This window comes from Shuttleworthella satelles DSM 14600, assembly GCF_000160115.1.
Lineage (GTDB): Bacteria > Bacillota > Clostridia > Lachnospirales > Lachnospiraceae > Shuttleworthia > Shuttleworthia satelles.
The window spans coordinates 1,000,981-1,020,765 of sequence record NZ_GG665866.1; the positions used below are offsets into that span (position 1 = coordinate 1,000,981).

The following is a 19,785-nucleotide window of genomic DNA, read 5'->3' on the forward strand; positions in this document are numbered from 1 at the left end:
CGGGGAGCATTTCTTAGAAAGGGAACGTATGAAAGTCAGGCACATTTTCAGTTCAATTCTGACCCTTGCCCTGATCATTGCGATCAGTGCAGGGATCATTTTTGTGATCAGCCAGGGAGGGGACAAGAGCTCTTCGAAGGAATCGAAGAATCAGCAGGAATCCCTCGCCGACTCCGGGAAGATGTCGGGCGCAATGGCCGAGGCACAGAAAGAGGGTTACAAGGATGGCCGCTATGAAGGAAGCGCCCAGGGCTATGGAGGTCAGGTGACGGTCGCGGTAACCATCAAAGACGGCAAGATCGCCGAGATCGAGATCCTGTCTCAGAATGAGTCGCCGGAATACTTCGCCAGGGCAAAGAAGGTCTTAGAGCAGATCAAGGCGACCAACAGTCCGGACGTAGATGCTGTCTCCGGAGCCACCATTTCTTCTGACGCTCTGAAGCTGGCGGTTTTCAGGGCCTTGCAGCAGGCGCTTCCGGATGGCAGGTCTGTGGCTCAGGAGTCAAATCTGGAAGGGAAAATCGAGGAGCATCAGCGTCAGGCCAAGGAGCAGTCGCAGGAGAAGCAGAAGGCCCGGAAAGCCCGCCTGGATCGCCTGCAGAAGACCGTGTCTCCCACCGTTTTTCCCAAGGACAGTAAACTAAAGGACGGAAGCTATCAGGGGTCCGCGGATGGCTTTGACGGGAAGATCACGGTGCGTGTGACTGTCGCGAATGGGAAGATCGCAGATGTCGAAGTCCTCAGCAATTCAGATACGCCCTCTTATTTCAATCGGGCTCTGGCTGTCATTGGCCGGATGAAGGGAAGAGAGACCGGATCTGTCGATACGGTCTCCGGGGCAACCTACAGCAGTCGCGGAATCATCGACGCGGTCAACAACGCCCTGTCCAAGGCGATTGTGAAGAACCCCGAAAAGTCAGAAAGTGGGCAGATCCCGACGCCTGAAGTCAAGCCGGAGAATCCATCCAGGCCTGATCCCAGTCAGCCGGACGGTCCCTCTAAACCGGATCCATCCAAGCCGGATCCGGGCAAGGATTCTAAAGAGAAATGGACCCTCAAAGACGGCGACTACCAGGGGTCTGCTGACGGATTCAAGAGTGAGATTACTGTTCAAGTCAGTGTAAAGGACGGAAAGGTAGCGGATATCAAGGTGGTCGAACAGTCAGATTCCCGCCGCTTCTTCCAGCGCTCACTTGCCGTGCTTGAGAGCATGAAGGGGAAGAAGTCCGGTTCGATCGACACGGTTTCCGGGGCGACATACAGCAGCCGCGGGATCATCAACGCGGTCAACGACGCTCTGTCAAAGGCGGTCGAGTTGAATCAATCGGGCACAGGAGAGGAAGTCTCCTTCTTTCAGCCGATGGGCGGGACAACAAAGCCCTTGCCCAAGCAGGGGAAGATCCTTGAGGATAAGACCAGAAAGAACATTGCAGCTCTTTTGCGCAAGGGAGAGCTGAAATCAGGAAGCTATCAGGGGCTGGGAGCAGGCTTTAACACTTCCAAGGGCAGGCTGAAGACCCAGGTCTCCATCGAGGACAATGAAATCAAAGACATTGAGGTCGGACAGGGCAAGGACTACGCGGATGACGGCGAGGAGTACCGGGCCAGAGCCGTCAAAGTGGTGCCCTTCCTCATGGATAAGAAGAAGGGCCGGCACAACATTGCCGTCATGAAGCTGCACCACGACTATCTCGATCGGATTCTCGCCGCGGATAATCCTAAGAAAATGGCCGAGAAGCTGATTGGCAAGGACTATGCCGCTAAAATCAGCGATTCGAAGAAGGCGAGCGAGGTATCAAGGGCGATCAAGGCCTTCCTTCAGGAGAAGATGGGGGAGAGAGATGTCTTTGACGCTGTTTCAGGGGCCACCATCAGCGCCGGAGGACTGGCCAGGTCTGTCGATCAGGCCCTGGAGCTGTCTGAGACAGACGCGAAGACGGGAAATGAGATCGTCTCTATTTCTATCGTCTCCCCGTCGGATATCAATGTCTATAACAAGCAGTCTGAATTGAAGCAGAATCGGAAGAAACCGCTGGATCTGAGCGGACTTGTTGTGGAGCTGACCAAAAAGGACGGAAGTAAGGTTTCAGTTCCTTACGCCAGCTTCGGACAGTATGGACTTGAGATTCGGGCACAGGACGGCCAGGAGATCAAAGACGGAATGGACATTTCCAAGTTCGTCAAAAACGGAACGCTGATTACGGATATCACCCATAAGGAGTCCAAGCGGAGCGCGAGACTTGGAATCGTCTTTGGAGCTTACAGCAAGGACTATATCGTGTCCATGGAATACAGGATCGGTGATGGAGACTGGAAGACACTGGATCAACCGCAGATGTCTGATGAGAAGAGCGAGAATATCTCTGAGCGGCAGACGATCAAGCTTTCCAGCCAGGAGCTTGGAAAGAAGCTTCGCTTCAGGACCCGCGCAAAGAGCGGACAGATTTATCTCTATGAATCCAATGAGGGAATCGCGTTTAAGAAGATGACCCTGCCCTGCATGGATTCCTCTTTTGAGGACAATGAGAACGCCAATTTCGCTCTCTTTATCACCGTGGATGAAGACAAGGCAGATCAGCCCTCTCCCAATCCCGGTCAGCCCACAGGAGAAGATGAGATTCAGGCGGATTTTGCCGCAAGCTATCTCAATCACCAGAAAGTAGAAGGGATTCCTGTGAAAACCGGAGAGGGGGTTTTAGTCCGTCAAGTCCGGGGCCTTCCGGGAGGACTTTCCTATCGAGACGGGAAAATCAGCGGAGCCATTGACATCGCGGATTCTGAGTTCGACGATTCCATGTCCAAAGAGTATTCGCTTACAATTCTTGGAAGTAAGGCCGGTCAGGAGCTGACGGTTCAAAAGAAGCTTCTTGTCTTCCAGGATAAGGATCGGGACGGCATCAGTGACAACGATGAGGGCGAGCACTATGCGAACCAGTTTACTCCGCTCTTTAAGGGACAGACCTACCAGGAAAAGGCGATCTATAAAGAAGCAGGGGATCCGGAGCCGACAATGGAAGAGTATCGGGCCCTCTTTAAAAATATACCGGACGACGATTCCGTGACGATTGAAGTGCTGAAACATCCGGACATGTCAGTGGCAGGGAACCAGATTGTTAAGCTGCAATTTAAGTCAAAGTATGTCTCAGGCCTGTCTAAGGTCAGCGTCGCCCTGATTGTGGAGAAGGCCGGAAGTCAGCCGGAGGGGCCTGCTCAGGAAGCAAAGGCGGGAGATATCCAGGTGAATTTCCCGGCGGTGAGCTTAAACCATCAGGTTTTCTCTGATACAAAGGTATCCTGCTCCTCCGGGATAAAGCTGATCTCTGCGGAGGGCCTGCCCAGCGGATTGTCTCTTTCCAATGGAAGCATCACAGGTAAGATCGACATTCCCGATGCGGATTTTGACGGGAGCTTCTACCGGACCTATCCGGTTAAGCTCTATGGAAAAAAGGCCGGCAAGAAGATTGTCATGAGTACAAGCCTGGGCGTCTACCAGGATCGTGACCGGGACGGAATCAATGACAATGATGAGGGCGATCACTATGCAAATGAGTTCACAGCTCAATTTAAGGGCTCTCTGATTATCAACAAAAAGGTTGGCGACCCGGCTCCGACAGAAGACGACTACAAGGCCATGATTAAAAATCTGCCAGACGACGGGTCTGTTCGCATGGAGATTGTCGGGAGCCCGGATATGACCAGGGCCGGCTACACAGTGGTCAAGCTGCGCTTTCATTCCACTTATGTGACCGGGGTTTCCAGCAAGAGCATAGGGATCAGAGTAGAGTAGGAGAGATCTATGAATTTGATTGCAGGCTTGCTGATCGCGCTTGTCTTTTACGGCGCGGCAGCGGATCTAATGAAAAAATACAGCAGAGGATTCTATCTCTGCTTTTACGCTCTCGTCCTTCTCATGGTCGTGATCTACAGCAGAGGATATGATCAGGTCATGCCGGCGGGGCTGAAATTTGTCACGGACCTCTTTCACAGAGGGGTCATGGCAACAGCGACCTTTATCATCGTCATGTATCTGGGCGTCATCAGAAAGCATAGCGCTCTCACAAGGCGATATATGCGGATTCGGGGAGAGATGTCCATTGTGGCTTGCCTGATGGCTCTGACCCACAACATTCTCTTTGGAATTCACTATTTTGTCGCTTTCTTTGACAAGGACGCTTTCATGCCAGTTCAGACCAGAATCGCGGCTCTGATCAGCATGACGCTGATCGCGATGATGATTCCCCTTTTTGTGACATCCTTCGGGACGGTGCGAAGAAGAATGAAGGGAAAATCCTGGAAGAATCTCCAGAGGCTGGCCTACCCCTTCTACATCCTTCTCTACGTGCATGTCATGGTTCTTTTTTCCATGGCGCCGGAGAAGAACCGGCTTTCGATCATCGTCTACACGGTGATTTATGTCGCCTATGTCGTTCTGCGCCTCAAGAAGGCCATCCTGATCCACATGCAGAAGAAGAGCGCGGCGCAGGCGCGTCTGGCGTAAGAGCCCGGATCCCGGGCGAGACGCTGGCTTTCGACGCGGCGCTTTGGATGCCGTGACGGATACCCGCTTTCGTCGCCGGCGAAAAAGCTTGCCGGCAATCGGACCTTGTGCTATAGTTGCACTGTTGTTTATTTGGAGATGGTCCTCTGTTGCGGACGGCATTAAGAACATCGAGATGAATGTGGAGGAAACCCATGAACGCACACGAGATAATCGCTAACATTGAGAAGGAACAGCTCAAGGATCAGGCCCCGGATTTTAACGTGGGTGATACGGTCCGCGTACATAACCTGATTAAGGAGGGCAACCGCGAGCGTATCCAGATTTTTGAGGGAACTGTTTTGAAGAAGCAGGGCGGAAGCAACCGTGAGACATTCACAGTCCGCAAGTTCTCCAACGGGATCGGCGTTGAGAAGACCTGGCCCCTGCACAGCCCCCGGGTTGAGAAGGTTGAGGTGGTTCGCCGGGGTAAGGTTCGCCGCGCCAAGCTCAATTATCTTCGCGACCGTGTCGGCAAGTCCGCCAAGGTCAAGGAGATCATCCGCTGATTCTGCGGGAATAATGAAGCATGAAAAAGGGAGAGCTGACTCTTATATGCCTTGTACGCTCGACGAGGTGAGCGGGGATATGAGAGGAGGCTCTCTTTTTTCGTCTTCCTTTGACGTGCGCACACTGTCTTTGCTGTTTCTTTTGACGCGCACGCCTGCTTTCTTGAAGGGCCGGGAGGGATCAGATAAAATAGTAGCAAGTTTTTTCGACCAAGGAGCGCCTTATGTCCAGATTTCGACCTGATCCCGGACACATGAACAAGAATATCTTTCTACAGAAGAGTGAGGAATCGACCCGGCGGACAACAAAGAATCTCTCGTTTTCACAGCGAAGAAGACCCAGATCAAAAGAGGAGATCAAAGCCCGCCTGATCTGGACTGCTCAGATCTGCTCGGTTATTTTCCTGGCCTTTTTCCTGGTTTTTTCGTTCGGGAGGACAATAACGATTTCCAGTTCTTCCATGGAGCCGACCCTGCGGGCAGGGGATCGGGTCCTTGTCAATCGCCTGGTATATCATATTCGAAAACCCAGAGCCGGGGACCTGGTTGTCTTTCGCCCGTCCGGCAGGCAAAATGCCCAGTATATGGTAAAGAGGCTGATTGCCAGACCCGGCGATACCGTCTATATTTCCGGAGGCAGGCTCTATGTCAACAACAGTGCCTTCCGCCAGGGAACTGTCAGCTTCAGCGGTATCGGTTACGCCGGAAATCTGGCGGAGAAGACGCAGCTGGGGGATGATCAATATCTGGTGATGGGCGATAACTTCAACAACAGTGAGGATTCCCGCTACGCGAGCATTGGTCTGCTCTCCAGGAGGGACTTTGTCGGTAAAATTTGGTTTGATGTCAGCCTGTCCCACTTCGGGCCCGCGTCATAAGAGGAGTTGAGATGAATATTCAATGGTTTCCGGGCCATATGACCAAGGCAAAAAGACAGATGCAGGAGGATATCAAGCTGATCGATCTGGTGATCGAGCTCTTGGATGCCCGTATTCCTCTGGCCAGCAGAAACCCGGAGATTGATCAGCTGGCCAGAGATAAGGCGCGGATGATCCTGCTCAATAAGGCCGACCTGTCTGACCCCAAGATGACCTCCCGCTGGAAGGAATATTTTGAGCGTCAGGGGATGACTGTTCTGGCGCTGGATTCCAGGTCAGCTTCTTTGCGCAAGCCCATGCAAAAGGCGATTATGGACGCGACAGAAAAGAAGAGGGCCCGCGACCTGCGGCGGGGGATTAAAAACCGGCCGGTCAGAGCTATGATTGCGGGTATTCCAAATGTCGGCAAGTCGACTCTGATCAACTCACTGGCCGGCAGGGCAGCGGCCAGAACCGGAAACAAACCGGGAGTTACCAAGGGAAAACAGTGGATTCACCTGAGAGACAATATTGATCTTTTGGATACGCCGGGGATCCTCTGGCCCAAATTTGAGGACCAGGAGACAGGAATCCATCTGGCCATGATCGGAGCCATCTCTGATCATGTTTTGCAGGTGGAAGATCTGTCCCTAAAAGTCATTCATTTTCTCAGAGAGGCTTATCCCGGAGTCCTATCGGACCGCTATGCCGTTGACGAAGAGAAAGAGGATGTCGATATTCTGTCGGCAATTGCCCTAAAGAGGGGCTGTCTTGTGCGGGGAAATGAGATAGACTACCGAAAGACAGCGGATCTGTTTCTGGATGAGTTCCGCAAGGGACAGCTGGGCAGGATCAGCATTGAGATGACGGCGGAGTAAGAAGGGTATTTTGCCAAAGAGATGATAAGGAGTTCACGTGGAAGAGCAGAAGAGACAGGAGACAATCGAGAAGAGACAGGAGAAGAATCCGGTCAGAGAGGTCTTATCGACAATTTTATATCTGGCCCTGGTGATTTTGGCCGCCTATCTGATTGTGACTTTCGTGGGACAGAGAACAGAGGTCAACGGTTCCTCTATGGAGAACACGCTGGATAACGGGGACAACCTGATTGTCGACAAGATATCCTACCGCCTGGGAAGTCCAAAGCGGTTTGACATCGTGGTTTTTCCCTACCCCCAGAACCCGTCCACCTATTTCATCAAGCGGGTGATCGGTCTTCCCGGCGAGACAGTGCGGATCGACAGCTCCGGCAAGATCTATATCAACGGGCAGGTCTTAGAGGAGAATTTCGGCAGAGAGGTCATTTCCAATCCGGGCCTGGCGCAGGAGCCGATCAAGCTGGGAGAGGACCAGTACTTTGTCCTGGGGGACAACCGAAACAACTCTATGGACAGCCGGGATTCGAGGGTTGGCCTGATCAGTGGAAAGAGTATGGTCGGCAAGGCCTTTCTCAGAATCTGGCCGCTGAATAAGTTCGGTCTGGTCCGGCACAGTATGTAGGAGGCAATATGACAGACCAGGAGCCCATCGGGCGGATTCGCGAGCATATGCGGGCCTGTCCCGAGGAGAAGCTTGAGACCTTCATCGACGCGTATGCGTCTGATGGCAGAAGCGGCGTGAAGACAATTGTGGAACAGGCGCGAAGGAAACTGGATCGGCGAAGGAGGGAAGAAGCCCGCATTGATGAACTCATGGTCTTTGAGAGAGAGGCCTGGCAAAGCTGTCAGTATGTCGCTGGAATGGACGAGGTGGGGCGTGGACCTCTGGCGGGACCTCTTGTGACGGCAGCCGTGATTCTTCCCAGGGGGCATCGGATCCTCGGAATCAATGACTCCAAGAAGGTCTCCGCCAAAAAGAGAGAGGAGCTCTACAGGCAGATTATGGAGGAGGCTCTTGCGGTCGGCATCGGGATGAATTCACCCGGGAGGATCGATCAGATCAATGTCCTTCAGGCCACCTATGAGGCTATGCGAGAGGCGGTCAGTCAGCTGGATCCGGCGCCGGAGCTCGTCTTGAATGACGCCGTGACCGTGCCGGGGCTTCTGGTCAGGCAGATCCCGATCATACACGGGGATGCCAGGTCGATCAGCATCGGCGCGGCTTCCATTGTCGCCAAGGTGACCCGGGATCATATGATGGAGGATTACGACAAGACTTATCCGGGCTATGGCTTTGCCAAGAACAAGGGATATGGAACGGCGGATCACATCAGGGCCTTAAGAAAGATGGGGCCCACCCCGATTCATCGAAGGTCATTTATCGGACATTTCACAGGCCCGCAGTCTGTCTGACGGGGGACGGGGATTACTATGGGGAGTGTCAATCGAAGAAAAGAGGGGAGCTTCTATGAGCGCAGGGCAGGCGACTATCTGACCGGGCAGGGTTTGACCCTTGTTGAATTCAACTTTTCCTGTCGCCTGGGAGAGATCGACCTGGTCGCAAGAGAGGGGACCTGTCTGGTCTTTGTCGAGGTCAAATACCGACGCAGCCGCCGCTTCGGCCTCCCGGAGGAGGCAGTTGGTCCGTCCAAGATGAGGACAATTCGCAAGGTGGCTGGCTATTACTGCCTGACGCACGGGATCTGCCAGACGACACCTGTCCGCTTTGATCTGGTCGCGATCGAGGGAGAAGAGATCCGGCATTACCGGGGGGCCTTCTGACAGGTATCTGATGGAATAAGAGGTGAGACTTTGACGTCAAGCGTATCGGGTTCATCATTTGAGCTGAAGAATTTTGTACTGAAAAATAAAGAGAGGGTTTTTTCCCTGCGCACATATGAACAAAAGGGTTCGGGAAGAGAGAATGCAAAGAGAAAGGCGGACGAATTGGATGGATTGCCCCTGCTTGCGTTTGAGAGTCTGTCGAGGGAGGCCTGGATTCGTCACTGCTTTACCACCCGCGCCGGGGGCGTCAGCCGGGGGATTTTTCGGAGTCTCAATCTCTCCTACACCAGGGGAGATGATCCAAAGGCTGTGACAGAGAACTATCGACGGGTGGCCAGGGCTATGGGAACGGACCTGGCGCACATTGTGACCTCTGACCAGACCCACACGACCAATATCCGCCTGGTGACGGCCGAGGACGCGGGCAAGGGAATTACAAGAGAGAGGGACTACAGGGATACGGACGGCCTGATCACGGACGTCCCGGGTCTGCTTCTGGCAACCTTCTACGCTGACTGCGTCCCTCTCTATCTGATTGATCCCGTGCACAGGGCGATCGGCCTGTCCCACTCGGGCTGGAGGGGGACCCTTGGACGTATGGGGGCTAAGACCGTCAGGGCCATGGGAGAGGCCTATGGGAGCAGGCCCCAGGATATGCTGGCCGCGATCGGCCCCTCGATCTGCCGCGATTGCTATGAAGTCAGCCGTGATTTAGCGGAGAGCTTTACAGAGGAATTCGGTCCTGGTGTTGCGGATTTTACGGATCAAGAGCATGGGCAGCTGGACCTCTGGGAGTGCAACCGACGCGTGTTTTTAGACGCGGGTCTCTCCTCTGACCGGATCATTGTCAGCAATCTCTGCACCTGCTGTAATTCAGATAAGCTTTTTTCCCACCGGGCCTCCCATGGGAGAAGGGGAAATCTTGGGGCTTTTCTTATGATTACCCCGCGCGTGATTGACAGATGAAGATAAGGAGCCGGGAAGATGGGTATGGAATCCAGCGCGTCCCATACAATTGAATATGTCAGACCGGGTTCGGCTGCCTATGACGCGGGCTTAGAGGCGGGTGACGTGATCGTCTCCATCAACGGACACAGGCTGGCCGATATTTTTGATTATCATTACTACTCGGACGAGGAGGATCCGACTCTTTTGATTCGGGACGCCCAGGGACTTGAGCATCTCGTGGAAATAGAGAAGGATGAGGGCGAGGACTTAGGCGTCACTTTTGTCAACGGCCTCTTAGATGACTACCGATCCTGCTCCAACGCATGTCTCTTCTGCTTTATTGACCAGAACCCGCCGGGGATGCGAAAGACCATCTACTTCAAGGACGACGACACCCGCCTCTCATTTCTGCAGGGCAATTATGTCACTCTGACCAATATGAAGGAAGAAGAGATCGACCGTCTGATCGCCTATCGCATGGAACCGATCAATGTTTCTGTCCAGGCCACAGAACCCCTGCTCCGGGAGAAAATGCTCCACAATCGTTTTGCCGGTCAGCTCATGGACAAGCTCAAAAAGCTCTATGACGCGGAAATTTCCATGAATGGACAGGTGGTCTTATGTAAGGGCTTAAATGACAAAGAGCATCTGGACCGGACCATAAAGGATCTCTTGTCCTTCTATCCCTATATGGGAACGCTCTCCGTCGTCCCCGTCGGCCTGACCAGATTTCGCCAGGGTCTCTATCCCCTAAAGCCCTTCAAGAAGGAGGACGCGAGGGAGGTTGTCGAGCAGATCCGCAGATGGCAGGCCTTTTCTATGGAACGATTTGGTCATCCCTTCGTCCAGGCCGGAGATGAGTTTTACCTTCTGGCTGAGGAGGAAATTCCCCCGGAGGAGGTCTATGACGGATACACACAGCTGGAGAATGGCGTGGGGATGCTTCGTCTTTTGATGGAGGAGTTTCGGGCGGCTCTGCGGGATCTGGACGCGGATGAGGAGGTGAAAAAGGAGCAGGAGCTGTCCATCGCGACAGGGCTTTTAGCCGCCCCCTTTATTCGCGCGCTCTGCGATCAGGCCCAGGCAAGATTTCCCGGAATTAAGGTCAGGGTCTACACCATTCATAATCATTTTTATGGGGAGCGGATTACTGTGTCGGGACTGATCACAGGAGGGGACTTGATCAGCCAGCTGGCCGGTCAGAAATTGGGAGAAAGACTCCTCCTTCCATGCAATATGTTGCGCTCCGGAGAGAATGTATTTCTAGATGATGTGACAGTGGAGGAAGTGGAGCAAACTTTACAAGTACCGGTCGATATTGTAGAATCGGGCGGAGATGACCTGCTGGAGGCAATTCTTAAGTCCCGCAGGAATCATATACGTTAAGCGGGAAAGAGGAGCATATGAGCAAGGCGGTTGTGGCCGTGGTCGGACGCCCAAATGTAGGAAAATCAACCCTGTTCAATGCCCTGGCAGGCGAGCGCATATCCATCGTCGAGGATACGCCGGGGGTGACCAGAGATCGTATCTATGCGGATGTCAGCTGGCTTGATCATGAGTTTACAATGATCGACACCGGGGGAATTGAGCCGGATTCCTCGGATATTATCTTGAGCCAGATGAGAGAACAGGCTCAGATTGCCATCGATACGGCGGATGTTATTATTTTCATGACGGATGTCCGCCAGGGGCTGGTGGACGCGGACGCCAAGGTGGCCGATATGCTCCGCCGCTCTAAAAAACCGATTGTCTTAGTTGTCAACAAGGTCGACGACTTCGACAAGCATGTGATGGACAGCTACGAGTTCTACAATCTTGGGATCGGGGATCCCCATCCGATTTCCGCCGCGGGCAAGCTGGGTTTTGGAGATATGCTCGATGCTGTGATCGCGCATTTCCCGGAGCCCGATATCCTGGACCGGGAGGACGACACGCCGCGGATTGCCGTCGTTGGAAAGCCGAATGTGGGCAAGTCCTCTCTGATCAACAGGCTCTGCGGCAAGCAGAGACTGATCGTCTCCGATATCGCGGGCACGACCCGTGACGCGGTGGATACCAGGGTCAGGTTCAACAAAAAGGACTATATCTTCGTCGATACCGCCGGACTCAGAAGAAAATCCAGAATTCAGGGGGACATTGAGCGCTACTCCATTGTTCGCGCGGTCGCCGCGGTGGAGAAGGCCGATGTAGTGGTTCTTGTGATCGACGGGGCGGAGGGAGTCTCTGAGCAGGACGCCAAGATCGCCGGAATCGCGCACGAGAGAGGCAAGGCCGTGATCATCGCCGTCAATAAATGGGACGCGGTTGAGAAGGATAATCACACCATGTCTGACCAGATTGACAGGATTCACAAGACCTTGTCTTTTATGCTCTACGCCAGAATTATCTTTATTTCCGCCCTGACCGGACAGAGACTGGGGCAGCTCTATGAGGCCATTGATCAGGTGATTGCCGCCTCTACCATGCGGGTGGGGACAGGCGTTCTCAATGAGATCGTCGCAGAGGCTGTCGCCATGCAGCAGCCTCCCACAGACAAGGGAAAGCGCCTGAAGATCTTCTATGTGACCCAGGTGGCCGTCAAACCGCCCACTTTTGTTGTGTTTGTAAATGACAAGAAGCTCATGCATTTCTCCTATGTCAGATATCTGGAGAATCAGATCCGTCAGAATTTCGGATTTGAGGGAACGCCCCTGCGCATGATCACCAGACAGAGGGATGACAAGTCATGAGTCCATTTGTAATTGCAGTCCTGGTTTCCCTGGGGATCGGATATTTCTGCGGAAATTTTCTCTCAGGTTTTCTCCTGGGAAAGCGCGCTCACGTAGACTTAAGAAAAGAGGGCAGCGGCAACATCGGAACGACCAACGCCCTGCGCATTTTGGGGCCGAGAGCGGCCCTTATCACTCTGATTCTGGATGTCTTAAAATCCATGATTGCTGTCGCTGTCATACATCTGATCTATGGAGGAAATCCCCTTTACGCGAAAGAACTGATCCATGTTCTCGCTCTGCTGGCGGCCTTCGGGGCCGTTATGGGACACGATTATCCAATTTATATGCGCTTTCAGGGCGGCAAGGGGGCGGCGACCTCCCTCGGCTTGATTTTAGCCTGTTTTCCGCAGACCTTTCCCCTGATCGCCATTGTTTTTTTCGCGGCGGTGATTAAAACCCGCTTTGTCTCTCTGGGATCGATGCTGGCGGCCTTCATCTTTTTTGTTCAGGTGCTGGTTCTCGGATCGACCGGTCATCTGATGTTTTATCAGAATCAGCTCTCTTGGGCATATCTGGTCAGCGGGCTTGTCCTGCTTTTCATCTTGATTCGCCATCGCAGCAACATCAAGCGGCTTTTGGCAGGAGAGGAGAATCCCATCTCCCTGCATAAGAAGGAGTGAATATGGCTCGGATTTGCATTCTCGGAGCTGGTTCCTGGGGGACGGCCTTGGCCGTCCTTCTTGTCGGAAACGGACATACGGTGACCCTCTGGTCCCATCGAGAGGAAGAGGTTCTTGCGATGCAGCGGACCTCTGCCAATGAGAGTAAGCTGCCCGGAGTGGTCTTGCCCCGTGAGATCCGCTACAGCAGCCAGCTGAAGGAGGCTGTCAAAAATCAGGATCTCCTCGTCTTTGCGGTTCCATCAAAAGCGACCAGAGAAACGGCAAAAAAAATAAAGGACCTGATCCCGGAGGATCAGAAGATCGTCTCCGTCTCAAAGGGGATTGAAGAGGGGACCCTTTACAGTCAAACCCAAATCCTTGAGGACGTTCTGAAGGGAGCCCTTACCGCCGCCTTGTCAGGACCATCCCATGCGGAAGAGGTTGTCAGGAGGATTCCGACCCTGGTAGTCGCGGCCTCGAAGAGTCATGATCTGGCCCTTCTGACCCAGGAGCTTTTTATGAACGCCAACTTCCGGGTCTATATCAGCCCGGACCTGCTTGGGGTGGAAATCGGAGGCTCTCTCAAGAATGTCATTGCTCTTGCGGCAGGGATGTCCGACGGACTTGGCTATGGGGACAATACCAAGGCAGCTCTGATTACCAGAGGCATCAAGGAGATCACCCGCCTCGCGGTCGCGATGGGAGCCAAAGAGGATACCCTGGCCGGGCTCTCCGGCATCGGCGACCTGATTGTCACCTGCCAGTCCATGCACAGCAGAAATCGTATGGCGGGCTATTATATCGGACAGGGCGATTCCGCGCAGGAGGCCATGGACAAGGTGAAAATGGTGGTCGAGGGAGTCTATTCCGCCAGGGCAGCCAGGGCTTTAGGCCAGAGATACGGGGTGGATCTTCCGATTATTGAGCAGGTTAACCGGGTTCTCTTTGAGCAAATGGATGTCAGGAAGGCGGTTCTTGAACTGATGGGAAGAGAGAAGAAGGCGGAGCTGGACCACTGTTCCTGGTAGAAGATCTGTGTGGGGAGGATGAGATGAAAATTGCACTGAGAAAAATGACAGAAAGCGCCCAAATCCCTGTCAGAGGGAGTCTGCAGGCGGCGGGCTACGATTTGTTCGCGGATCTTTCCGAGGCGGTGACGATTCTGCCTCAGGAGACAAAAATGGTCGGGACCGGCATTGCCTGCGCCATTCCGGAGGGCTATTTCGGGGGGATTTATGCCCGCTCGGGTCTCTCCGCGAAAGAGGGACTGCGCCCGGCCAACTGTACCGGTGTCGTGGACTCTGATTACAGGGGAGAGATCAAGGTCGCTCTGCACAATGATTCAAAGGAGAGCAGAACGATCCTGCCCGGCCAGAAAATCGCTCAAATGGTAGTACAGGCTTTTTTGCCCGTCGAGTTTGAAACCGTAGAGGATCTGGACGCAACCGAACGCGGAGGCGGCGGATTCGGCTCTACCGGAAAGCTTTAAAGGAGTGATCTATGGCGAAGAAGAAGAGCTACGACGAGAGCAGCATCCATGTTCTGGAGGGGCTGGACGCCGTTCGCATGCGCCCCGGCATGTATATCGGGTCAACATCGACCAAGGGGCTCAATCATCTGATCTATGAAATTGTCGATAATTCCGTCGACGAGCACCTGGCCGGTGACTGCGATACCATCCATGTCAGCCTGAATCTGGACGGCTCCTGCACGGTTGAGGATGACGGAAGGGGAATCCCTGTGGGCATGCATGCTAAGGGCGTCTCCGCGGCCCGTCTCGTTTTTTCCACCCTGCACGCTGGAGGCAAGTTTGACAATGAAGCCTATAAGACGTCCGGTGGCCTGCACGGTGTGGGCTCCTCTGTGGTCAATGCCCTCTCAAGCTATATGGACATTGAGATCAGGAGAGACGGGGAGATTCATCACGATCACTACGCCATGGGAAAGCCCACGGAGAAGCTGGTCAATGGGCTTTTGCCCGTCATCGGAAAGACAAAAGAGACCGGAACCAAGATCACCTTTCTGCCCGACCCGCAGATCTTCGAAAAGACCCGTTTTTCAGAGAAGGATGTCAAGTCCCGTCTGCATGAGACCGCCTACTTAAATCCCAGGCTGACCATTATCTATGATGACCTGCGGCAGGAGACGGCGGAGCATCTGGTTTTCCATGAGAAAGAGGGAATTCGGGGATTTGTGAGGGAGCTCAACAAGAAGGCGGAAGGGCTGACCGATGTCATCTACTACAAGGGAGAGTTTGAGGGGATTCAGGTGGAAGCTGCCTTTCAGTATGTCAATGAATTTCACGAGAATATTCTGGGCTTCTGCAACAACATCTATAACGCTGAGGGCGGAGAGCACATCACGGGCTTTAAGACTCAGTTCACGACGGTGATCAATTCCTATGCCAGAGAGTTAGGGATCCTGAAGGATAAGGACGCCAACTTTACCGGAACGGATGTGAGAAACGGCATGACGGCCGTCATCTCCATTAAGCATCCGGATCCCCGTTTTGAGGGGCAGACCAAGACCAAGCTGGACAATAAGGATGCCTCCAAGGCCACAGCCAAGGTGACCGGAGATGAGATCGTCCTCTATTTCGACCGGAACTTAGAGACCTTAAAGACAGTCATTTCCTGCGCCGAGAAGGCGGCCAAAATCCGAAGAACAGAGGAGCGGACCAAGACCAATCTTCTGACAAAGCAGAAGTTCTCTTTTGACCAGAATGGGAAGCTGGCCAACTGTGAGTCCAGGGACGCCTCCAAATGCGAGATTTTTATTGTGGAGGGAGACTCCGCGGGCGGGTCTGCCAAGATGGCGAGAAATCGTCTCTATCAGGCCATCATGCCCATCAGGGGCAAGATCTTGAATGTGGAGAAGGCTTCCATCGACAAGGTCCTGGCAAACGCGGAGATCAAGACCATGATCAATGCCTTCGGCTGCGGATTTTCCGAGGGCTTTGGCAATGACTTCGACATCAAAAAGCTCCGCTATGACAAGATTATTGTCATGACGGACGCCGATGTTGACGGAGCCCATATTGACACCCTGCTTTTGACCCTCTTTTATCGCTTTATGCCGGAGCTGATTTATGAGGGCCATGTCTACCTGGCCATGCCTCCCCTCTATAAGGCCATGCCCGCGAAGGGAGAAGAGGAGTATCTCTACGATGACGCTGCCCTGGAGAAATACCGAAAAAGACAGACCGGATCCTTTACGCTCCAGCGCTACAAGGGCCTGGGAGAGATGGACGCCGCGCAGCTTTATGAGACGACCATGAATCCCAAGACCCGGCGGCTTCGCAGGGTCGGAATTGAGGACGGACGCATGGCCTCCGACGTCACGGAGATGCTTATGGGCAATGAAGTCGGTCCCCGCCGCGATTTTATCTACGAGAATGCCAATGACGCCGATCTGGATGTATGAGGGACTGTAAATGACTGAGAAAATAAGAGAACAGATTATTGAAACCGAGTACTCGGATGTCATGCAGAAGTCCTATATCGACTATGCCATGTCGGTCATTGTGGCCAGAGCCCTGCCGGATGTCAGAGACGGTTTAAAGCCCGTCCAGAGGCGCACCCTCTATGATATGCATGAATTGGGGATTCGCTACGATAAGCCCTACCGCAAGTCTGCCCGTATCGTGGGTGACACCATGGGTAAATATCATCCTCATGGAGACGCCTCGATTTATGACGCCCTGGTGGTCATGTCCCAGGATTTCAAAAAGTCGGTTCCTCTGGTGGACGGCCACGGCAATTTCGGGTCGATTGAGGGAGACGGAGCGGCTGCCATGCGATACACGGAGGCCCGCCTGTCTCAGATTGCCCAGGAGGCATACTTAGCAGACCTGGACAAGGACCTGGTGGACTTCATCCCCAACTTTGACGAGACGGAAAAGGAGCCGGAGGTTCTGCCGGTTCGGATCCCCAACCTCTTGGTCAACGGGGCGGACGGAATCGCGGTCGGGATGGCGACATCCATTCCCCAGCACAATCTGGGAGAGGTGATCGACGGCGTCATCGCCTACATGAAAAACCCGGAGATCAACACCAGACAGATGATGGAATATATTCCGGGCCCGGATTTTCCGACCGGCGGCATTGTGACCAACAGGGATGAGCTGCTGGCGATTTACTCGACCGGCGCAGGCAAGATCAAGATCCGGGGGAAGGCCTCGATTGAGAAGATCAAGGGGGGAAGGGAGGCGATTGTTGTCTCTGAAATTCCCTACACCATGATCGGGGCGAATATCGGCAAGTTTTTAAATGACACCTATGCCCTGGTCGAGTCCAAGAAAACGTCTGATATTGTCGATATTTCCAATATGTCCTCCAAGGACGGGATCCGCATTGTCATCGAATTAAAGCGGGGAGCGGACGCGCAGAATGTCCTGAATCTTCTCTACAGGAAAACACGTCTGGAGGATACCTTCGGCGTCAATATGCTGGCTGTTGCCGAGGGAAAGCCGGAGACGATGGGAATTGTCCCCATCATCCGTCATCATGTGAACTTTCAATATGAGCTTGCCACACGAAAGTACACAAACCTGCTCAAGAAGGAGAAGGAGAAGAAGGAAATCCAGGAGGGCCTGATCAAGGCGGTTGATGTCATCGATCTGATCATCGAGATCCTGCGCGGGTCCAGGAGCGTCAAGATGGCCAGGGCCTGTCTGGTAGACGGCATCACGGAGGGAATCCGTTTTAAGAGCGAGCAGTCAGAGAAGGACGCCAGGCTTTTGCACTTCACCCAGCGTCAGGCGGACGCCATTCTTCAGATGCGGATGTATCGTCTGATCGGCCTTGAGATCGAGCAGTTAAGAGCTGATTATGAGAAAACCATGCAAAATATCCAGGAGGACATGGATATTCTGGAGCACAGGGCTTCAATGGCCAGGGTGATTATCAGAGATCTCAAGGAGATCAAGAAGACCTTCGCCCGAAAGAGAAGAACGCTGATTGACAATGTGGCTGAGGCCGTCATTGAGGAAAAGCCCATTGAGGAGCAGGAGATGGTCGTTCTCATGGATCGCTTCGGCTATGTCAAGGCGATTGACCTGTCTGTCTATGACCGCAATCAGGAGGCCGCGGACAAGGAGAACAAGTATGTGATTCACTGCTCCAATCTGGACCGGCTGGCAGTGTTCAGCTCGACCGGACAGCTGCACTTGATCAAGGTCTTGGATATGCCGGGAGGAAAATTCCGGGATAAGGGAACCCCCATTGATAATTTGTCCAAATTTGACTCCGCCAGGGAAAGGATCCTTTTCGCGGAGGCGCTTGGCGCGGTCAAGGAGAGCAAGGTCTTCTTTGGGACCAGGGCAGGTTATATCAAGCAGGTGGACGGGGCAGAATTCGACGTCTCCCGCTATAGCTCCATCGCGAGCAAACTGGGGCAGGGAGATGAGCTCGTGGCCGTCGGGACGATCCGGGGCGCGGAGACGCTGGTTATGGAGACCAAGTCCGGCTACTTCCTCCGCATTCCGGTTTCTGATATTCCGGAGAAGAAGAAGGCGGCTGTCGGGGTGATCGGAATCAAGCTGGGCCGGGCTGACCGGGTCAGCCAGATGTATCTTCTGACGGATCAGGAGGGCGGATTGACCTCTCTGCACAATAAGAAGGTGGTTCTCAACCGGCTTCATATCGGAAGCCGGGCGACAAAGGGGGTCAAGCGCTGAGGATCGGGCCCTGTTTTTGACGGAAGCAAGAAGGAGAAGAGGATTATGGACAAGTTCAATGGCGGGCTTCGCCCGGGTCTGGTCGTCAATTGGAGTATTGATCTTGCCCTGCAGGGACTCTTTATCGGCCTTGGAATTTATCTGTTCAGAAAGTCGGCGGAGGGACAGAGTCTGGCCGCCTACCTCCTGCTCTCGGGATTTCTGATCCGGGGTCTGTCGTCCATGGCGGTCTATGTGGTCAAGGGACATTACCGGAGTCTTGGCAATGACAGCTTTCGAAGCGGCCTGCTTTTGACCCTGGCCTGTGCCCTGGCAGCGATTCGCATGGGGGCCGTCACAGAGCATTTTTCTCTCTTTTTGGGCGTCCTCTTTCTCTATGCCGGAGCGGGCTTCGCCCAGTCCGCTCTTCAGATTCTCCTCCTGAAAAGAAAGTTCTGGTATCTGCCCCTGCTCTTTGCCATTCTGACCGCAATTTGCGCGATTCTTCTGATTCTGGATCCCGGAGCCCTGATCAGCGGCAAGTTCGAGAGGGCCTGTTTTGCCATGGTATTTGTCGGAGTCATGGGGATCTTCTCGCAAATCTTATCCCTGATGCAGCTTCTTTTCAGCAGACACCTGGAGAAGAAGGAGTTCAGGCGGATGCAGGAGGCAAACCGCAGCTTCATGGCGGATGAATCTACGGAAGTGATTGCGGATGGAGCTGAGGCAGGGGACATAGCTTCAGAGGATGACATGCAGATCCTTTCGGAGGATGAGTCGGAGTAGAAGGCCATGTGATGTTCACAAAATATTCATATTTTTATTGCCTTTTTCCCTTGAAGTGTTCCGGGTGAAAAACTAATATAGTCCTATGAGTTAGCACTCTATTTTAACGAGTGCTAATAACTAGACATCAAGGAGGTTATTACATGAAATTAGTTCCCTTATCTGACAGAGTTGTTCTGCAGCAGGTTGAGGCAGAGGAGAAGACCGCTTCCGGCATTCTTCTGTCATCCGCGTCCCAGGAGAAGCCCCAGGAAGCTCTGGTTATAGCTGTTGGTCCCGGAGGTCTGGTGGATGGCAAAGAGGTCACCATGCAGGTCAGCCAGGGACAGAAGGTCATTTATTCCAAGTATGCCGGCACAGAGGTGAAGCTGGACGGTCAGGAATATGTCATTGTCCGCCAGAACGATATTCTCGCTGTTGTAGAGTAAGGTTTTCTGTTTTCGATGAGTTTGCATC

General features: G+C 53.5%; 18 protein-coding genes. All 18 read left to right on the forward strand.

What is annotated here, in order from left to right; all coding sequences use genetic code 11:
• The first annotated feature begins 28 nt into the window (after nt 1-28).
• Entirely contained in the window at nt 29-3,787 is a 3,759-nt protein-coding gene (locus GCWU000342_RS04500; RefSeq protein WP_045000315.1) for an FMN-binding protein, read from the forward strand.
• A gap of 9 nt (nt 3,788-3,796) precedes the next feature.
• Nucleotides 3,797-4,498 carry a ferric reductase-like transmembrane domain-containing protein gene (locus GCWU000342_RS04505; RefSeq protein ID WP_006906105.1) on the forward strand — a complete coding sequence of 234 codons (702 nt, stop codon included), beginning with the start codon at nt 3,797-3,799 and terminating at the stop codon, nt 4,496-4,498.
• 194 nt (nt 4,499-4,692) lie between these two features.
• Nucleotides 4,693-5,046, forward strand: a complete 354-nt coding sequence (rplS, locus tag GCWU000342_RS04510) for a 50S ribosomal protein L19 (RefSeq protein ID WP_044958880.1) — start codon at nt 4,693-4,695, stop codon at nt 5,044-5,046.
• A 224-nt stretch (nt 5,047-5,270) separates the two neighbouring features.
• Nucleotides 5,271-5,924 (forward strand): signal peptidase I, encoded by a 654-nt coding sequence (gene lepB / locus GCWU000342_RS04520; RefSeq protein ID WP_049921545.1) that lies wholly within the window; start codon nt 5,271-5,273, stop codon nt 5,922-5,924.
• Nucleotides 5,925-5,935: 11 nt separating this feature from the next.
• Nucleotides 5,936-6,781, forward strand: coding sequence for a ribosome biogenesis GTPase YlqF (ylqF, locus tag GCWU000342_RS04525; RefSeq protein ID WP_006906109.1), 846 nt, complete (start codon nt 5,936-5,938; stop codon nt 6,779-6,781).
• Between the two features lie 37 nt (nt 6,782-6,818).
• Complete coding sequence (gene lepB, locus GCWU000342_RS04530) at nt 6,819-7,403, forward strand: signal peptidase I (RefSeq protein ID WP_006906110.1); 585 nt, start codon at nt 6,819-6,821, stop codon at nt 7,401-7,403.
• Nucleotides 7,404-7,411: 8 nt separating this feature from the next.
• A complete protein-coding gene (locus GCWU000342_RS04535) occupies nt 7,412-8,194 on the forward strand; it encodes a ribonuclease HII (protein WP_006906111.1) in 783 nt (260 codons plus the stop codon).
• 18 nt (nt 8,195-8,212) lie between these two features.
• On the forward strand, nt 8,213-8,563 hold the full coding sequence (locus GCWU000342_RS04540; protein ID WP_006906112.1) for a YraN family protein: 351 nt from the start codon (nt 8,213-8,215) through the stop codon (nt 8,561-8,563).
• A 30-nt stretch (nt 8,564-8,593) separates the two neighbouring features.
• Nucleotides 8,594-9,532, forward strand: coding sequence for a peptidoglycan editing factor PgeF (pgeF, locus tag GCWU000342_RS04545; RefSeq protein WP_006906113.1), 939 nt, complete (start codon nt 8,594-8,596; stop codon nt 9,530-9,532).
• Between the two features lie 18 nt (nt 9,533-9,550).
• A complete protein-coding gene (locus GCWU000342_RS04550) occupies nt 9,551-10,900 on the forward strand; it encodes a DUF512 domain-containing protein (RefSeq protein ID WP_006906114.1) in 1,350 nt (449 codons plus the stop codon).
• Nucleotides 10,901-10,917: 17 nt separating this feature from the next.
• A complete protein-coding gene (gene der / locus GCWU000342_RS04555) occupies nt 10,918-12,243 on the forward strand; it encodes a ribosome biogenesis GTPase Der (RefSeq protein ID WP_006906115.1) in 1,326 nt (441 codons plus the stop codon).
• The gene (gene plsY / locus GCWU000342_RS04560) at nt 12,240-12,905 is read left to right on the forward strand and encodes a glycerol-3-phosphate 1-O-acyltransferase PlsY (RefSeq protein WP_006906116.1); all 666 of its coding nucleotides are present in this window, start codon (nt 12,240-12,242) and stop codon (nt 12,903-12,905) included. Before der ends, plsY begins: the two co-directional genes overlap by 4 nt.
• Before the next feature lie 2 nt (nt 12,906-12,907).
• Nucleotides 12,908-13,915: an NAD(P)H-dependent glycerol-3-phosphate dehydrogenase gene (locus GCWU000342_RS04565; RefSeq protein ID WP_006906117.1), complete on the forward strand. Its 1,008-nt coding sequence runs from the start codon at nt 12,908-12,910 to the stop codon at nt 13,913-13,915.
• Nucleotides 13,916-13,938: 23 nt separating this feature from the next.
• Nucleotides 13,939-14,376 carry a dUTP diphosphatase gene (gene dut / locus GCWU000342_RS04570; protein WP_006906118.1) on the forward strand — a complete coding sequence of 146 codons (438 nt, stop codon included), beginning with the start codon at nt 13,939-13,941 and terminating at the stop codon, nt 14,374-14,376.
• An 11-nt stretch (nt 14,377-14,387) separates the two neighbouring features.
• Entirely contained in the window at nt 14,388-16,310 is a 1,923-nt protein-coding gene (locus tag GCWU000342_RS04575) for a DNA gyrase/topoisomerase IV subunit B (protein ID WP_006906119.1), read from the forward strand.
• A gap of 10 nt (nt 16,311-16,320) precedes the next feature.
• A complete protein-coding gene (locus GCWU000342_RS04580) occupies nt 16,321-18,564 on the forward strand; it encodes a DNA gyrase/topoisomerase IV subunit A (protein ID WP_006906120.1) in 2,244 nt (747 codons plus the stop codon).
• Between the two features lie 45 nt (nt 18,565-18,609).
• The gene (locus tag GCWU000342_RS04585) at nt 18,610-19,329 is read left to right on the forward strand and encodes a hypothetical protein (protein ID WP_006906121.1); all 720 of its coding nucleotides are present in this window, start codon (nt 18,610-18,612) and stop codon (nt 19,327-19,329) included.
• A 143-nt stretch (nt 19,330-19,472) separates the two neighbouring features.
• Nucleotides 19,473-19,757, forward strand: coding sequence for a co-chaperone GroES (locus tag GCWU000342_RS04590; RefSeq protein ID WP_006906122.1), 285 nt, complete (start codon nt 19,473-19,475; stop codon nt 19,755-19,757).
• Nucleotides 19,758-19,785: the final 28 nt, after the last annotated feature.

Excerpts from the sequence above, each read along its gene's own strand:
- GCWU000342_RS04535 (WP_006906111.1), top strand. The coding sequence starts at position 7,412 with ATGACAGACCAGGAGCCCATCGGGCGGATTCGCGAGCATATGCGGGCC.
- GCWU000342_RS04505 (WP_006906105.1), top strand. The coding sequence starts at position 3,797 with ATGAATTTGATTGCAGGCTTGCTGATCGCGCTTGTCTTTTACGGCGCG.
- GCWU000342_RS04580 (WP_006906120.1), top strand. The coding sequence starts at position 16,321 with ATGACTGAGAAAATAAGAGAACAGATTATTGAAACCGAGTACTCGGAT.
- GCWU000342_RS04565 (WP_006906117.1), top strand. The coding sequence starts at position 12,908 with ATGGCTCGGATTTGCATTCTCGGAGCTGGTTCCTGGGGGACGGCCTTG.
- lepB (WP_049921545.1), top strand. The coding sequence starts at position 5,271 with ATGTCCAGATTTCGACCTGATCCCGGACACATGAACAAGAATATCTTT.
- der (WP_006906115.1), top strand. The coding sequence starts at position 10,918 with ATGAGCAAGGCGGTTGTGGCCGTGGTCGGACGCCCAAATGTAGGAAAA.
- dut (WP_006906118.1), top strand. The coding sequence starts at position 13,939 with ATGAAAATTGCACTGAGAAAAATGACAGAAAGCGCCCAAATCCCTGTC.
- plsY (WP_006906116.1), top strand. The coding sequence starts at position 12,240 with ATGAGTCCATTTGTAATTGCAGTCCTGGTTTCCCTGGGGATCGGATAT.
- GCWU000342_RS04585 (WP_006906121.1), top strand. The coding sequence starts at position 18,610 with ATGGACAAGTTCAATGGCGGGCTTCGCCCGGGTCTGGTCGTCAATTGG.
- rplS (WP_044958880.1), top strand. The coding sequence starts at position 4,693 with ATGAACGCACACGAGATAATCGCTAACATTGAGAAGGAACAGCTCAAG.
- GCWU000342_RS04500 (WP_045000315.1), top strand. The coding sequence starts at position 29 with ATGAAAGTCAGGCACATTTTCAGTTCAATTCTGACCCTTGCCCTGATC.
- GCWU000342_RS04575 (WP_006906119.1), top strand. The coding sequence starts at position 14,388 with ATGGCGAAGAAGAAGAGCTACGACGAGAGCAGCATCCATGTTCTGGAG.
- ylqF (WP_006906109.1), top strand. The coding sequence starts at position 5,936 with ATGAATATTCAATGGTTTCCGGGCCATATGACCAAGGCAAAAAGACAG.
- GCWU000342_RS04550 (WP_006906114.1), top strand. The coding sequence starts at position 9,551 with ATGGGTATGGAATCCAGCGCGTCCCATACAATTGAATATGTCAGACCG.
- GCWU000342_RS04540 (WP_006906112.1), top strand. The coding sequence starts at position 8,213 with ATGGGGAGTGTCAATCGAAGAAAAGAGGGGAGCTTCTATGAGCGCAGG.
- GCWU000342_RS04590 (WP_006906122.1), top strand. The coding sequence starts at position 19,473 with ATGAAATTAGTTCCCTTATCTGACAGAGTTGTTCTGCAGCAGGTTGAG.